Below are 15,762 nucleotides of genomic sequence, written 5' to 3'. Positions count from 1 at the left end.
CGGTTCCCCGGGAAGAGAGCCGAGGTACTTCCGTGAACGAATTCGAGACGCCCGCCAGTTCCGCTCGGCAGATCCCCCGCGAGCACGGGGAGGCCCTGCCTCCCCCGCCCAGTGGCGAGACGCTGCGCGACACCATCCTGCGCAAGCTCACCTACGATCTCGGCAAGAGCCGCGCCGGCGCGCTCGACCGCGACTGGTTCATCGCGACGGCGCTCGCCGTGCGCGACCAGGTGGTGGAGCCCTGGCTGAAGGACATGCGCGGCACCTACGAGCAGGGCCAGAAGCAGGTCTACTACCTTTCGCTCGAATTCCTCATCGGCCGGCTGCTGCGGGAGAACATCTCCAACTTCGGGCTGACGGCCCAGGTGAAGGAGGCGCTGGCCTCGCTGGAGGTGGACCCCCAGAAGGTCTTCGCCAGCGAGCCGGACGCGGCGCTCGGCAATGGCGGCCTGGGGCGTCTCGCCGCCTGCTTCATGGAGAGCCTCGCCAGCCTGCAGATCCCGGCCTTCGGCTATGGCATCCGCTACGATCACGGCCTGTTCCGCCAGGTCATCCGCCAGGGCTGGCAGGAGGAGTATCCGGAGAACTGGCTGGAATACGGCAATCCCTGGGAATTCGCCCGGCCCGAGATCGCGCACCGCATCGGCTTCGGCGGCACGGTCGAGGATGTGGAGGGCGAGGACGGCGAATCCCGGCAGGTCTGGAAGCCGGGCGAGACGGTGCTCGCCGTCGCCTATGACACGCCCATCGTGGGCTGGCGCGGCAAGCACGTGAACACGCTGCGCCTCTGGTCGGCCCGCGCGGCCGATCCATTGCAGATCGAGGCGTTCAACCGCGGCGACCATATCGGCGCCCTCTCCGACCGAGTGCGCGCGGAGGCGATCTCGCGGCTGCTCTACCCCTCGGACGACAGCCCCGCCGGCCTGGAGCTGCGGCTGCGGCAGGAGTTCTTCTTCTCCTCCGCCGCGCTGCAGGATCTGCTCCGCCGCCACATCCGTGTCTATGGCAGCCTCGAGACGCTGCCCGACCGCGTGGCGATCCAGCTCAACGACACGCATCCGGCCATCGTGGTGGCCGAGCTCATGCGCATCCTCCTCGACGACCACGGCATGGAGTGGAACGAGGCCTGGCGAACCACCCAGGCCACCGTCTCCTACACCAACCACACCCTCCTGCCGGAGGCGCTGGAGACCTGGCCGGTGCCGCTGATGGAGCGGCTGCTGCCGCGCCACATGCAGATCATCTACATGATCAACGCCATCCACCTCGACGTCGTGGCGGCGGCGCATCCGGGCGACATGGGGCTGCTGGCCTCGGTCTCGCTCATCGAGGAGGGGCATGGGCGGCGCGTGCGCATGGGCAACCTCGCCTTCGTGGGCTCGCACAAGGTGAACGGCGTCTCGGCCCTGCATTCGGACCTGCTGAAGAAGACCGTCTTCCGGGACTTCAACATGCTGTTCCCCGGGCGCATCACCAACAAGACCAACGGCATCACCTTCCGGCGCTGGCTGCAGCAGTGCAATCCGGGGCTGACGGGGCTGCTGACCGACGCGATCGGCCCGGAATTCCTGGACAGGCCGACGGCGCTGGCCGCGTTGAAGCCGCTCGCCGCCGATGCGGGCTTCCAGCAGCGCTTCGCCGCGGTGAAGCGGGCGAACAAGGAGGCGCTGGCCGCGCTGATCCGGCGCGAGATCAACGTCCGCGTCGATCCCTCCGCGCTTTTCGACGTGCAGATCAAGCGCATCCACGAGTACAAGCGGCAGCTGCTGAACCTGCTGGAGACGGTCGCGCTCTACAACGAGATGCGCGCGCAGCCGCACCGGGACTACGTACCGCGCGTGAAGATCTTCGCCGGCAAGGCGGCGGCGAGCTACCATCGCGCCAAGCTCATCATCAAGCTCGCGCACGACATCGCGCGCACGGTCAACCGCGACCCGGCCATCCGCGACCGGCTGAAGGTGGCCTTCCTTCCCAACTACAACGTCTCGCTGGCCGAGATGATCGTGCCCGCCTGCGACCTCTCGGAGCAGATCTCGACGGCGGGGATGGAGGCCTCGGGAACCGGCAACATGAAGCTGGCGCTCAACGGCGCGCTCACGATCGGAACGCTGGACGGCGCGAATGTGGAGATCCACGAGCATGTCGGCGCGGAGAACATCTTCATCTTCGGCCTGACCACCGAACAGGTGGCGCACCGCCGGGCCGACGGCTGGAAGGGCCAGGATTCCATCGACGCCTCGGAGCGGCTGCAGCAGGTGCTCGAAGCCATCTCCTCCGGCGTCTTCTCGCCCGACGATCCGGGCCGCTACAGCGACCTCGTGCAGATGCTGCGCGACCACGACCACTTCCTGGTCACGGCCGATTTCGACAGCTACTACGACACGCAGCGCATGGTCGCGCAGCGCTGGGCGCGGCCCGCCGACTGGGGCCGGGCCGCCATCCTGAACACGGCCAATATGGGCTGGTTCTCGTCCGATCGCACCATCGCGGAATACGCGCAGGAGATCTGGCGCGTCCCGGTGCAGGGATAGCCCGCGTGGGGCCGGGCTGGCGCGCGAGCGATGCGGATGTGGCCGCGCTGCTGGAGGCCCGGCACGCCGATCCCTTCGCGGTGCTCGGCCCACACGAGGCCGCGGGCGGCGTGGCGATCCGCGTCCTCCGGCCCAATGTGGACGCGGTGGAGGCCATCTTCGACGACGGCCGCTGCCTGCGGCTGGAGCGGCGCGGCGCCACGGCCTTCCTGGAGGGCTTCCGGGCGGGCGCGACCCTGCCCGCGCCCTACCGCCTGCGCGTCCGCGAGGGCGGCGGGCAGATGGATATCCTGGACCCCTATGCCTTCGGCCCCTCGCTCGGCCCGCTCGACGACCACCTGCTGATCGAAGGCACGCACCGGCGCCTGCACGAGCGGCTCGGGGCCCATCTCCTCACGCATGAGGGCGTGGGCGGCGTGCGCTTCGCCGTCTGGGCGCCCCATGCCAAGCGCGTCTCGGTGGTCGGCGAGTTCAACCGCTGGGACGGCCGCTTCCACCCGATGCGCCGCCGCGTGGATTCCGGGCTGTGGGAGATCTTCCTCCCCGGCCTGGGCGAGGGCGTGGCCTACAAATACGAGATCCTCGGCGCACGAGGCGAGCTCATGCCCCTGAAGGCGGACCCGGTGGGCTTCGCGGCGGAGCTGCGGCCGGCCAATGCCAGCGTCGTGGCCCGGCTCGACGGCTTCGCCTGGACCGACCAGGCGTGGATGGACGCCCGCGTGGGGCAGGATCACCGCCGCGCGCCGATGAGCATCTACGAGGTCCACGCCCCCTCGTGGAAGCGGCATCCCGACGGCCGCTTCTGGCACTGGGACCAGCTGGCCGCCGACCTCATCCCCTATGCGAAGGATCTCGGCTTCACCCATATCGAGTTCATGCCCGTGATGGAGCATCCCTTCGACGGCTCCTGGGGCTACCAGCCGATCGGGCTGCACGCCGTCACGGCGCGGATGGGCCACCCGCTCGGCCTGGCCCGCTTCATCGACGCGGCGCATGCGGCGGGCATCGGCGTGCTCCTCGACTGGGTGCCGGCGCATTTCCCCGAGGATGCGCACGGCCTCGCCCGCTTCGACGGCACCGCCCTCTACGAGCATCCCGACCCGCGGCGCGGCTACCACCCGGACTGGCAGACCGCGATCTACGACTACGGCCGCAAGGAGGTGCAGGCCTTCCTGGCCTCCAACGCGCTTTTCTGGCTGGAGCGCTTCCACGCCGACGGGCTGCGCGTGGACGCCGTCTCCTCCATGATCCATCTCGACTATTCGCGCGGCCCCGGCGAATGGGAGCCCAACGAGGATGGCGGCAACGACAACCGCGACGCCATCGGCTTCCTGTGCCGCACGAACCGGATGCTGGCCGGGCAGGCGCCCGGCGCGCTCGTGATCGCCGAGGAATCCTCCGACTGGACCGGCGTCTCCGCCCCCGTGGAGGAGGGCGGCCTCGGCTTCGGCTTCAAGTGGAACATGGGGTGGATGAACGACACCCTGCGCTACGTGGAGAAGGATCCCGTCCACCGCCGCTGGTATCACCAGCTCATGAATTTCGGCCTCGTCTACGCCTTCAACGAGGCCTTCGTGCTGCCGCTCGGCCATGACGAGGTCGTGCACGGCAAGGGCTCCATCCTCGGCCGCATGCCGGGCGACGAGGGCGACGACTGGCGGCGCTTCGCCAATCTCCGCGTCTATTACGGCTTCATGTGGGGCCATCCGGGCAAGAAGCTGCTCTTCATGGGCCAGGAATTCGGCCAGCGGCGCGAATGGTCGGAAGAGCGCGAGCTCGACTGGTGGCTGCTGGAGCACGGCAGCCACCGGGGCGTGCAGGACCTCATCCGCGAGCTGAACCGGCTGCATCGCGAGCTGCCGGCGCTGCATGCCCGCGACGCCGAGCCGGAGGGCTTCGCCTGGATCGACGCGAACGACGCGCAGCACTCCGTCCTGACCTGGTTGCGCTTCGACGGCGAGGGCGGGCCGCCGGTCGCGGTGCTCTGCAACTTCACGCCCATTCCGCGGGTTGACGCCGTGATCGGCCTGCCCCGGGCCGGAATGTGGCGAGAGGTGCTGAATACGGATGCCGAGGAATACGGCGGCTCGGGCCTGGGAAATCTGGGCCGCGTGACCGCAGTGGCGGAGCCCGCTCTCGGGCAGCCCGCCTCGGCGAAAGTGCTTCTGCCGCCCCTCGCGGCGATCTATCTCGTGCCCGAAGCTTGGGAGGCGCAGAATGCGTCCCCGGAGGAAACCTATGCCTGAACGCGCACTCGCGCCCGCGCCGCTCGCCCGTACCGCCATGGCCTTCGTGCTGGCCGGCGGGCGCGGCTCCCGCCTCATGGAGTTGACCGACAGGCGGGCCAAGCCCGCGGTCTTCTTCGGCGGCAAGTCGCGGATCGTGGACTTCGCGCTGTCCAACGCCATCAATTCGGGCATCCGCCGCGTGGCGGTGGCGACGCAGTACAAGGCGCACAGCCTCATCCGCCACCTTCAGCGCGGCTGGAATTTCCTCCGGCACGAGCGCAACGAGAGCTTCGACATCCTGCCCGCCAGCCAGCGCGTCTCGGAGCAGTCCTGGTATCTCGGCACGGCCGATGCGGTCTTTCAGAACATCGACATCATCGAAGACCTGGCGCCGCAGCACATGGTCATCCTGGCCGGCGACCACATCTACAAGATGGACTACGAGCGCATGCTCCAGCAGCATGTGGAGCAGGGCGCCGACTGCACCGTCTCCTGCATGGCCGTGCCGCGCATGGAGGCCACCGGCTTCGGCGTCGTCCATGTCGATACGGGCAGCTGGGTGGTCGATTTCGTCGAGAAGCCCGCGGACCCGCCCGGCATCCCGGGCCGCCCGGACCTCGCGCTGGCCTCCATGGGCATCTACGTCTTCGAGACGAAGTTCCTCATCGAGCAGCTGAAGCGCGACGCGGCGGATCCGAATTCCAGCCGCGACTTCGGCAAGGACATGATCCCCTGGCTGGTGAAGAACGGCCGCGTGGCCGCGCATCGCTTCGAGCGGAGCTGCGTGCGCTCCAGCATGGAAGCCGCGCCCTATTGGCGGGATGTCGGCACGGTCGATGCCTATTGGGAGGCGAATATCGACCTCACCGACATCATCCCGCCGCTCGATCTCTTCGACAAGGCCTGGCCGATCTGGACCTATGGCGAGGTCGTGCCGCCTGCGAAGTTCGTCCATGACGAGATCGGACGGCGCGGCGAGGCCATCTCCTCGCTGGTCTCCGGCGGCTGCATCGTGTCCGGCGCCGCGGCGCATCGCTCGCTGCTCTTCACGGGCGTTCACCTGCATTCCTATTCGAAGGTGGATTGCGCGGTGCTGCTGCCCGAGGTCGATGTCGGCCGCAATGCGCGGCTGACCAAGGTGGTGGTGGACCGCGGCGTGCGCATTCCCGAGGGCATGGTCGTCGGCGAGGATCCGGAACTCGACCGCCAACGCTTCCGCGTCTCCGAGAAGGGCGTCTGCCTCATCACCCAGGCGATGCTCGACCGCCTGGCATGAGCGCCGCGACGCAGGGAGCGCGACTCAGACCGGCCCCCGCCCAGCCGGCCGCGCCACTGCGCGTTCTGGCCGTCGCCTCGGAGGGCTTCCCCTTCGTCAAGACCGGCGGCCTCGCCGATGTGGTGGGCGCCCTGCCCGGCGCGCTGGCGGCGGAGGGCGTCGCGGTCACCACGATGCTGCCCGGCTATCCGGCCGTGATGGGCGCGCTCGGCCCCGTGCGGGCGAGCGAGCCCGTCGCCGATCTCTTCGGCGCGCCGGCGCGGCTGGTGCGGGCCGAGGCCGAGGGGCGCGACCTGCTCGTGCTCGATGCGCCGCATTTCTTCGCCCGTTCCGGCTCGCCCTACCTGGCGCCGGCCGGCGGCGACTGGCCCGACAACGCCCTGCGCTTCGCAGCGCTCGGCCGCGCGGCCGCGCGGGCGGCGCAGGGCGCCGGCGGCATGGCCGGCTTCGACGCGGTCCATGCGCATGACTGGCAGGCCGGGCTGGCGCCGGCCTATCTTCGCCATGCGGGCTCGAAGGTCCCCACGCTCTTCACCATCCACAACCTGGCCTTTCAGGGGCAGTTCCCCGCGAGCATCTTCGGCCTGCTGGGCCTGCCTCCCGAGGCCTTCGCGACCGACGGCCTCGAATATTTCGGCATGGTCGGCTACCTCAAATCCGGCATCTGGTATGCCGACCGCGTCTCCACCGTCTCGCCCGGCTACGCGGCCGAGATCCGCACGCCGCAATGGGGGATGGGCCTCGACGGGCTGCTGCGCGGCCGCGGCGCGACGGTCGGCGGCATCCTCAACGGGCTGGATACGGTGGAATGGGATCCGGCCGCCGACGCCCATCTGCCCATGCGCTTCACGGCGGAGACCGTCGCCGCGCGGGCCGCCAACAAGGCGGAGCTCCAGGCCCGCATGGGCCTGGCCTCCGCGCCGGACGCGCCGCTCTTCGCCTTCATCGGCCGCCTCGCCTGGCAGAAGGGCGTGGACCTGATCCTGGAGGCGCTGCCCGCCCTCCTGGACCATGGCGGGCAACTCGCCATCCTCGGCAGCGGCGAGCCGGCGCTGGAGGAGCGGGTCCACGGCGCCACCGGCGCGCAGACCGGCCGCATCGGCAGCTTCATCGGCTTCGACGAAGGCCTCGCGCGCCTCTTCTACGGCGGCGCCGACTTCATCCTGATGCCCTCGCGCTTCGAGCCCTGCGGCCTCGGCCAGCTCTGCGCGCTGCGCTATGGCGCGCCGCCGGTCGTCGCCCATGTCGGCGGGCTGGCGGACACGGTGGTGGACGCGAACGAAATGGCCCTGGCCTCGGGCGTGGGCACGGGATTCAACTTCGCGCCGGTCGGGCCGGAGATGCTGGCCGCGGCCATCGAACGGGCCGTCGCGCTGTATCGCGAGCCGGCGCTGATGCGGCGGGTGCAGGCGAACGCCATGGCGCAGGACGTGTCGTGGAGGCGGTCGGCGGCGAAATACGCGGCGGCGTTCCGGACCATGGTCGCGGCCCGTGGCTAGCGTGAGGGGCCTGCCCCCCCTGGCGCTCGCCTCGTCACTCGGAGTGACTCCAGCCGGGGACGGAGTCGACATCGCCATCCCGGCGCCAGGGGCGACGCGACTCCTCTTCTGCGTCTTCGAGGACGGAACGGAGATCGCGCGGCACGCCCTGCCGAACCGCCGCGGCGACGTCTTCCACGGCCATATCCCCGGCATCGCCCCCGGCACCGCCTACGGCCTGCGGGCCGAGGGCCCCTGGGACCGGCGCTTCAACCCCCGGAAGCTCCTGCTCGACCCCTGGGCGCGCGCCCTCGAAGGCAGGCTGCACCTCCATCCCACCGCCTTCGACACCGGAGAGGAACCCGACCCGGCCGACAGCGGGCCGCATCTCGCGCGCGCCATCGTCCAGGCGCCGCTGCCACCCCAGGACTGGCATCCCCTGCCCGCCCGCCCGGAGGTGGTCTACGAGCTGCACGTCCGGGGCTTCACGCGGCAGCATCCCGACATCCCCGAGGCGATCCGCGGCACCTTCGCCGGCCTCGCCCATCCGGCCGCCATCGCGCATCTCACCCGTCTCGGCGTCACCCTGGTCGAGCTGCTGCCCACCGCCGCCTGGGTGGACGAGCGGCATCTCGGCCCGCTCGGGCTGACCAATTACTGGGGCTACAACACGGTCTGCTGGCTCGCGCCCGACCCCCGCCTGGCCCCGGGCGGCATGGCTGAGGTCCGCGCGGCCGTGGGCGCGCTGCGCGCCGCCGGCATCGGCGTGATCCTCGACATCGTGCTGAACCACAGCGGCGAGGGCGATGCGCTCGGGCCGACGCTCTCCCTGCGCGGCTTCGGCAACGGGGCTTGGTACCGGCTGCGCCCCGGCGGCTATGTCGACGACACGGGCTGCGGCAACACCATGGCGCTCGACCAGCCCTGGCCGCTGCGGCTCGCCATGGACGCCATGCGCCACTGGGCCGGGCAGGCCGGCGTGGACGGCTTCCGCCTGGATCTCGCCACCACCCTCGGGCGGCGGGCGCAGGGCTTCGACCCGCATGCGCCGCTGCTCGCCGCCATGCGGCAGGATCCCATCCTGCGCGCCCGGCGCATCATCGCGGAGCCCTGGGACCTGGGGCCGGACGGATACCAGCTCGGCAATTTCCCGCATGGCTGGCCGGAATGGAACGACAAGTTCCGCGACGACATCCGCCGTTTCTGGCGCGGCTGGGAGAGCGGAAGGCTGGGCCCGCTGGCGACGCGGCTCGCGGGCTCGGGCGACATCTTCGCCGGGCGCGTGGCCGACAGCCTGAACTACGTCACGGCGCATGACGGGTTCACGCTGCGCGACCTCGTCAGCCACGAGCACCGGCACAATCGCGCGAATGGCGAGGAGAACCGCGACGGGGCCGGCGACAACAACTCCTGGAACCACGGCGCCGAAGGCCCCACCGACGATCCCGCCATCCAGGCCCGCCGCGCCGGCGACGTCCGGGCGCTGCTGGCGACGCTGCTGAGCGCGCGCGGGCTGCCGATGATCTCCATGGGCGACGAGGCGGGCCGCAGCCAGGACGGCAACAACAACGCCTATGCGCAGGACAATGCGACCTCCTGGTTCGACTGGGCGGGCATGGACCAGGGGCTGGTGGACTTCACCGCACGGCTGATCGCCGCGCGGCGGGCGCACCCCGCGCTGCATGCGACCGCGACGCTGACCGGCGGTCCCGTCGACGGCACCGGCCTGCCCGATGTCGCCTGGCTGCACGCCGACGGCCGGCCCATCGAGCCCGCCGAATGGGAGGAGGCCCGCTGCCTCGTCGCGCTGCTCCATGCCGAGGGCGACCGCGTCCTGCTGGCCTGCAATGGCGGCGACGAGGCGCTGGCGTTGCGGCTTCCCCCGGCGCGGTGGGACTTCTCCTGGCGCCTGCTCGCCGACAGCGCCCGGCCCCAGGCCGACACGGTCGGAGAGCTGGCGCCGCGCTCCGTGATGCTGCTGGCCGAGCGGCCCTCGGCGGGGCGCGGCCCGGAGGCCGCCGATCCCGACCTGCTGGCGCGGCTGGCACGAGAGGCCGGCCTCTCGCCCGTCTGGCCCGACCTGGAGGGCCGCGAGCACCAGGTGCCCGAGGCCACGCTGCGCCACATCCTCGGCGCGCTCGGCCTGCCCGCCGCGACCGCGGCCCAGGCACGCGACAGCCTCGCGCGCCGCCGGCATCGGCCGCCGCTGCCCCTGCATCTCGCCGCGCGCGCCGGGAGGCCGACGGTCCTGGCCCTGGGCGAGGGCCTTCCGGCAAGGCTGGACCTGCATCTGACGCTCGAGGACGGCAGCAGGCGCGACCTGGCCCTGGAGTCCGAGGACGGCCGCACCACCCTCCCGGCCCTTCCCCTCGGCCGCCACGAGCTGCGCTTCCGCGACACGCTCTGCCGGATCACCGCGGCGCCGCCCTCCTGTTTCCTGCCGCGCTCCATGGAAGCCGGCCGGCGCCATCTCGGCGTGACCGCGCAAAGCTATTCGCTGCGGCACGCGGCCGACCAGGGCATGGGCGACTTCACCGCCATCGCCGGGCTCGCCCGCCGGGCGGGGGCCGAGAAGGCGCTCTGGCTCGGCATCAGCCCGCCGCACGCGCTCCATCCCACGGAGCGCGAGCGCGCCAGCCCCTACCAGCCCTCGGACCGCCGCTTCCTGGAGCCGATGCTGATCGACGTGTCGCGTCTCGGCGGCGCCGGGGATTTTTCCGGCCTCCGCAGGCTGGATTCGGTGGACTATCCCGCCGTCTGGCAGGCCAAGCGCCGTGCGCTGCACGCCGCCTGGACGCGCTGCGACCACGACGACCCGGATTTTCGCGCCTTCCGCGCCGCGGGCGGCGCGGCGCTGGAGCGCTTCGCGGCCTTCAACGCCCTGGCCGAGCTTGCGGGCCACAGCGATGCACGCCGCTGGCCGGCCGGCCTCCGTCATGGCCGGGACGCGGGCGTGGAATCCTTTTGCGCGCAGGAGGCGGATGCGGTCGGCTTCCACGCCTGGCTGCAATTCCTCGCCGACCGCCAGATGGCCGGGGCGGCCGAGGCGGGCGCCGGCCTCTATCGCGACCTCGCCGTGGGGACCGCGCCGGACGGCGCCGAGCTCTGGTCCGGGGACATGGACTTCCTCCCCGGCCTCTCGGTCGGCGCGCCGCCGGACCCGCTGGGTCCGCTCGGCCAGGTCTGGGGCGTGCCCCCCCTCGACCCCGTCGCCTCGGAGGCCACCGGCCACGCCGCCTTCGCGGCGCTGGTCCGCGCCAATATGCGCCATGCGGCCGCGCTCCGGATCGACCATGTGCTGGGGCTCAAGCGGCTCTTCCTCGTGCCCGACGGCGCCACGGCGGCAGAGGGCTGCTACCTCGACCAGCCCTTCCACCCCTGGCTGGGCGAGGTCGCGCTGGAATCCCACCGGGCCTCCTGCGCCGTGGTGGGCGAGGATCTCGGCACGGTGCCGCCCGGGCTGCGCGAGGAACTGCAGGAGGCGCGGCTCCTCTCCTACCGGGTGCTCTGGTTCGAGCGCGACGGCGCGGGCTTCCGCAGGCCGCAGCGCTACCCGGTGCTGGCCGCGGCCTGCATCTCCACCCACGACCTGCCGACGCTCGCCGGCTGGTGGGAAGCCGCCGACATCGCCGAGCGCGAGGCCCTGGGCCTGCTCGACGCCGAGGCGGCCGGGAGCGCGCGCGCGGACCGGCTGGCCGAGCGGGATGCCCTGCTCGCGGCGCTGCGCGAGGCCGGCATCGACCTGCCCGGGACCGTCCGGGACGAGCTGCCGCCCGAGCTGGCGGGCGCGATCCATGCCTATGTCGCGGCCACGCCCTCGCTCATGCTGCTGGTCCAGGCCGAGGATCTCGCCGGCGAGCGGGTCGCCGTGAACCTGCCCGGCACCGATCGCGAGCGGCCGAACTGGCGCCGCCGCCTCGCCCTCGACGCCGAGGGCGTCTTCGCCACCCCGGCAGCCCGGGCCATCCTGGCCGGGCTGGCCGGCCGGCGCTGACGGCGCCGGGTTGATTCAGGGAGGAGGCTCCATCCGATGATCGACCAGTTCTCCATCGTGCCGCACCTGATCGCGCTGGGCACCGCCTATGCCCTGGCCGTCCCGATCGGCTGGGACCGCGAACGCTCCGAGCGCAGCGCCGGGCTGCGGACCTTCCCGCTGGTCGCGCTGGCCGCCTGCGGCTTCATCCAGGCGACGGAGGGCATCACGGCGGCCCATCCCGAGGCGGCGGCCCGCATCGTCGAGGGGATCATCACCGGCATCGGCTTCATCGGCGGCGGCGCCATCATCAAGCACGGGACGTCGGTCTTCGGCACGGCGACGGCGGCGAGCCTCTGGGCCACGGGGGCGGTGGGCGTCTCCGTGGGCCTGGGCGTCTACGACGTGGCGGTGGTGATCTCGGTCATGACCTTCCTGACGCTCCGCTACCTGGTGCCGCTGAAGAGCGAAGGCACGGAGCTCAAGAGATGACCCTCCGGGCCCAGGGCGGAAGGCCCTGTCCGGGATGCGCGGGCAAAGCCGCCGAGCCTACTTCAGGATGCGTCCCGCCACCGCGTCCAGCTTCCGCAGCAGCTGCGGATCGCGCTTCTCCGGCGCCGTGATGATCGCGTGGTCCAGCGCCCGGTCGCAGCCCGCGGGGCAAGGTCCGCGCGGCGCGCCGATCCGCGGGATCAGCGACCTCACCAGCGCCTTGGCCTTGTCGGCGTTGGAGAAGAGCACCTTCACCACCTGGTCGACGGTGACGTGGTCATGGTCCGGGTGCCAGCAGTCGAAGTCCGTGACCATGGCGACGCTCGCGTAGCAGAGCTCCGCCTCGCGGGCGAGCTTGGCCTCCGGCATATTGGTCATGCCGATCACGTGGCAGCCCCATTGCCGGTAGAGCAGGCTCTCGGCCTTGGTGCTGAACTGCGGGCCTTCCATGACGAGGTAGGTGCCGCCGCGCGTCATCGGCAGGCCGAGCTCCCTGCCGGAGTCCTCGATCGCGTCGGAGAGGCGCGGGCAGGTCGGGTGGGCGACGCTGACATGCGCAACGCAGCCCGTGCCGAAGAAGGACTTCTCCCGCGCGAAGGTGCGGTCGATGAACTGGTCGACGATCACGAAATGGCCGGGCGGCAGGTTCTCCTGCAGTGAGCCCACGGCGGAGAGCGAGATCACGTCCGTCACGCCGGAGCGCTTCAGCGCGTCGATATTGGCGCGGAAGTTGAGGGCGGAGGGCGGCGTCGGATGGCCGCGGCCGTGACGCGGCAGGAAGACGCATCTGATGCCGGCGAGGCGGCCGAAGAGGAGGTCGTCCGAGGGCTCGCCCCAGGGGGTGGAGACGCGCCGCCACTCGCGGTCCTCCAGGCCCTCGATGTCATAAAGGCCGGAGCCGCCGATGAGGCCGATCACCGGTTCCACCGTCTCGCTCACGCTGGGGGTCTCGCTCACGCTGGGATTCTCCAAATGCGAAGGGGGGACGCCGGAAGCGTCCCCCCAAAGGAAACTAGACGAGGTCTAGATCAGATGTCTGCCTGGCGACATCAGCCGCCGATGACAGTCCCGCGAAGGCTCAGTGCGCGTCGGCCCAGATCTTCCGCTTCGTCAGATAGGCGAGCACGCCCAGGATGCCGAGGAAGATCAGGATCTTCACGCCCAGCGCGCGCCGCGCCTCGAGTTCGGGCTCGGCGGCCCAGGCGAGGAAGGTGGACACGTCGCGCGCCATGGCCTCGACCGTGTTCGGCGCGCCGCCCGCGAACTCCACCTGGCCGTCGTTGAGCGGCGGCGCCATCGCGATCTGATGGCCGGGGAAGTAGGCGTTGTAGTGCATGCCCTCCATCACCGTGACGCCGGCCGGCGGCTCGCGATAGCCGGTGAGCAGCGCGTGGATGTAGTTGGCGCCGCCCTCGCGGGCCTTGGTGATCACCGAGAGGTCCGGCGGGAAGGCGCCGCCATTCGCCGCGCGGGCGGCGTTGTCGTTGGCGAAGGGCCGGCGGAAATGGTCGGAGACGCGGCCGGCGCGCTCGAACATCGCGCCCTCGTCGTTCGGGCCGTCGGTGATCTGGAAGCTCGCCGCGATGTTGCGCACCTGGTCCGGGCTCAGCCCGAGGTCGGTGAGGTTGCGGTAGTACATCTGCCGCATCGAGTGGCAGCTGGAGCAGACCTCCTTGTAGACCTGGAAGCCGCGCTGCGCCGACGCCCGATCGAAGGTGCCGAAGATGCGGTTGAAGCTGAAGCCGGCATCGGGCGCCTGGGGGGCCGCGTGGTCGTCCGCCGCGAAGGCGGGCGCCGCGCCGGAGAGGCCGCCCCCGAGGAGGCCGGCGACGAGGAGAAGGGCCTGGATCTTACGCATGGTTCAGGCCTTTTCCATCGGCTTGGCGGTGACGCCGCCCGGCAGGGGGCCGGCGCCGAGGGCCTTCGGCCCCAGCACGGCGACGGCGATGCTTTCGGGCAGCGGCAGCGGACGCTCGAAGCGGCCGAGCAGCGGCAGGGCGACCAGGAAGTAGCCGAAGTAGATCATGGTCGAGATCTGGCTGATCAGGACGTAGGGCTGCTCCGCCGGCTTCGCGCCGCACCACATCAGGACGAAGAAGTTGATCGTCCAGAGAAGGAAGAGCACGCGGCTGATCGGGCGGAAGCGCAGCGAGCGCACCTTCGACGTGTCGAGCCAGGGCAGGACGAAGAGCAGCACGATCGAGCCGCCCATCAGCAGCACGCCGCCGAGCTTGTCCGGCACCGCGCGCAGGATCGCGTAGAAGGGCAGGAAGTACCATTCCGGGACGATGTGCGCCGGCGTCACCATGGGATTGGCCGGGATGTAGTTGTCCGGATGGCCCAGGTAGTTCGGCGCGAAGAAGACCAGCACCGCGAAGACCATCAGGTAGACGACGATGCCGACGCTGTCCTTGATCGTGTAGTACGGGTGGAAGGGCAGCGTGTCCTGCGGGCCCTTGGGCTCGATGCCCAGCGGGTTGTTCGAGCCCGTGATGTGCAGGGCCGCGATGTGCAGGAACACCACGCCCGTGATCACGAAGGGCAGCAGGTAGTGCAGCGAGAAGAAGCGGTTCAGCGTGGGGTTGTCGACCGAGAAGCCGCCCCACAGGTAGGTCACGATGGTGTCGCCCACGAGCGGGATCGCGCTGAACAGGTTGGTGATGACGGTCGCGCCCCAGAAGGACATCTGGCCCCAGGGCAGAACGTAGCCCATGAAGGCGGTGGCCATCATCAGCAGGAAGATCACGACGCCCAGCATCCAGAGCAGCTCGCGCGGCGCCTTGAAGGAGCCGTAGTACATGCCGCGCCAGATGTGGATATAGACCACGATGAAGAACATCGAGGCGCCGTTGGCATGGGCATAGCGGATCAGCCAGCCGAAGTTCACGTCGCGCATGATGCGCTCGACGCTGTCGAAGGCCATGGTGACATGCGGCGTGTAGTGCATCGCGAGCACGATGCCGGTCACGATCATGATCACGAGATTGATCATGGCGAGCGCGCCGAAGTTCCAGAAGTAGTTGAAGTTACGCGGCGTCGGGAAGACGCCGTATTCCTTCTGCATCATGGTGAACACCGGCAGCCGCTGGTCGATCCAGCGGATGACGGGGTTCGCGATTTGAGAGTCGTGCAGGCCGCCGGCCATGTTGCTCGTCCTCTAGAAGTTGCGGCATGGGCGGCGCGGCGTCATGCCGCCCGCCCGGTCTCGGTCAGCCGATGCGGATGGCGGTGTCGGAGGTGAAGGCGTAGCCCGGCACCGGCAGGTTCAGCGGCGCCGGCCCCTTCCGGATGCGCGCGGAGGTATCGTAGTGGCTGCCGTGGCAGGGGCAGAACCACCCGCCGTAGTCGCCCTTCGGATCGGTCGGCTTCTGGCCGAGCGGAATGCAGCCCAGATGGGTGCAGACACCGACGACGACGAGCCAGGGCGCGCGCTGCACGCGGGATTCGTCGGTGGCGGGGTCCTTGAGCTCGTCCATCGGCACGGCGCGCGCGGCGGCGATCTCCTCCTCCGTGCGGTGGCGCAGGAAGACGGGCTTGCCGCGCCACATCACGGTGACGGCCTGGCCGACCGTGATGGGCCCGATGTCGACGTCGGTGCTGGCCAGCGCCAGCACGTCGCGGGCCGGGGCCAGCTGGGAGACGAAGGGCCAGACGATGGCGCCGGTGCCCACCGCGGCGAAAGCCACGGCCGTGAGCTTGAGGAAGTCCCGCTTGGTCGAGCCCGGGTGGTCCCCGTGCGTCCCAGGCGTTGCCAGCGCGTCAGCCATTCAGGTCACCTCTCTGC

The 15,762-nt window shown here is 70.8% G+C and carries 10 protein-coding genes; 6 read left to right on the top strand and 4 right to left on the bottom strand.

Going from position 1 to position 15,762, the window contains the following annotated elements:
• Positions 1 to 32 precede the first annotated feature (32 nt).
• From EJV46_RS02585 to EJV46_RS02560, 6 genes are read left to right on the top strand one after another with little or no spacing between them, the layout of a single operon-like run.
• Entirely contained in the window at positions 33 to 2,531 is a 2,499-nt protein-coding gene (locus EJV46_RS02585; protein ID WP_370323056.1) for a glycogen/starch/alpha-glucan phosphorylase, read from the top strand.
• Between the two features lie 5 nt (positions 2,532 to 2,536).
• Complete coding sequence (glgB, locus tag EJV46_RS02580) at positions 2,537 to 4,777, top strand: 1,4-alpha-glucan branching protein GlgB (protein ID WP_131547017.1); 2,241 nt, start codon at positions 2,537 to 2,539, stop codon at positions 4,775 to 4,777.
• The gene (gene glgC / locus EJV46_RS02575) at positions 4,770 to 6,035 is read left to right on the top strand and encodes a glucose-1-phosphate adenylyltransferase (protein WP_131547016.1); all 1,266 of its coding nucleotides are present in this window, start codon (positions 4,770 to 4,772) and stop codon (positions 6,033 to 6,035) included. The genes glgB and glgC overlap by 8 nt, the downstream gene beginning before the upstream one ends.
• 56 nt (positions 6,036 to 6,091) lie before the next feature.
• Positions 6,092 to 7,534: a glycogen synthase GlgA gene (glgA, locus tag EJV46_RS02570; RefSeq protein ID WP_206020731.1), complete on the top strand. Its 1,443-nt coding sequence runs from the start codon at positions 6,092 to 6,094 to the stop codon at positions 7,532 to 7,534.
• A 1-nt stretch (position 7,535) separates the two neighbouring features.
• Positions 7,536 to 11,507, top strand: a complete 3,972-nt coding sequence (gene glgX / locus EJV46_RS02565; protein WP_131548000.1) for a glycogen debranching protein GlgX — start codon at positions 7,536 to 7,538, stop codon at positions 11,505 to 11,507.
• 36 nt (positions 11,508 to 11,543) lie between these two features.
• Entirely contained in the window at positions 11,544 to 11,978 is a 435-nt protein-coding gene (locus EJV46_RS02560; RefSeq protein ID WP_131547014.1) for an MgtC/SapB family protein, read from the top strand.
• A 57-nt stretch (positions 11,979 to 12,035) separates the two neighbouring features.
• On the opposite strand, the gene EJV46_RS02555 is transcribed toward EJV46_RS02560, so the two are convergent.
• From EJV46_RS02555 to petA, 4 genes are all read right to left on the bottom strand, one after another.
• On the bottom strand, positions 12,036 to 12,917 hold the full coding sequence (locus EJV46_RS02555) for an S-methyl-5'-thioadenosine phosphorylase (RefSeq protein ID WP_370323068.1): 882 nt from the start codon (positions 12,915 to 12,917) through the stop codon (positions 12,036 to 12,038).
• Positions 12,918 to 13,056: 139 nt separating this feature from the next.
• The gene (locus EJV46_RS02550; protein WP_131547012.1) at positions 13,057 to 13,836 is read right to left on the bottom strand and encodes a cytochrome c1; all 780 of its coding nucleotides are present in this window, start codon (positions 13,834 to 13,836) and stop codon (positions 13,057 to 13,059) included.
• A 3-nt stretch (positions 13,837 to 13,839) separates the two neighbouring features.
• A complete protein-coding gene (locus tag EJV46_RS02545) occupies positions 13,840 to 15,123 on the bottom strand; it encodes a cytochrome b/b6 (protein ID WP_131547011.1) in 1,284 nt (427 codons plus the stop codon).
• A gap of 64 nt (positions 15,124 to 15,187) precedes the next feature.
• Complete coding sequence (gene petA / locus EJV46_RS02540; protein WP_131547010.1) at positions 15,188 to 15,745, bottom strand: ubiquinol-cytochrome c reductase iron-sulfur subunit; 558 nt, start codon at positions 15,743 to 15,745, stop codon at positions 15,188 to 15,190.
• Positions 15,746 to 15,762 lie beyond the last annotated feature (17 nt).

It is taken from the genome of Roseococcus sp. SYP-B2431 (assembly GCF_004336745.1).
In the GTDB taxonomy this organism is placed as follows: Bacteria; Pseudomonadota; Alphaproteobacteria; order Acetobacterales; family Acetobacteraceae; genus Roseococcus.
This window is presented reverse-complemented; position numbering and strand designations above follow the sequence as displayed.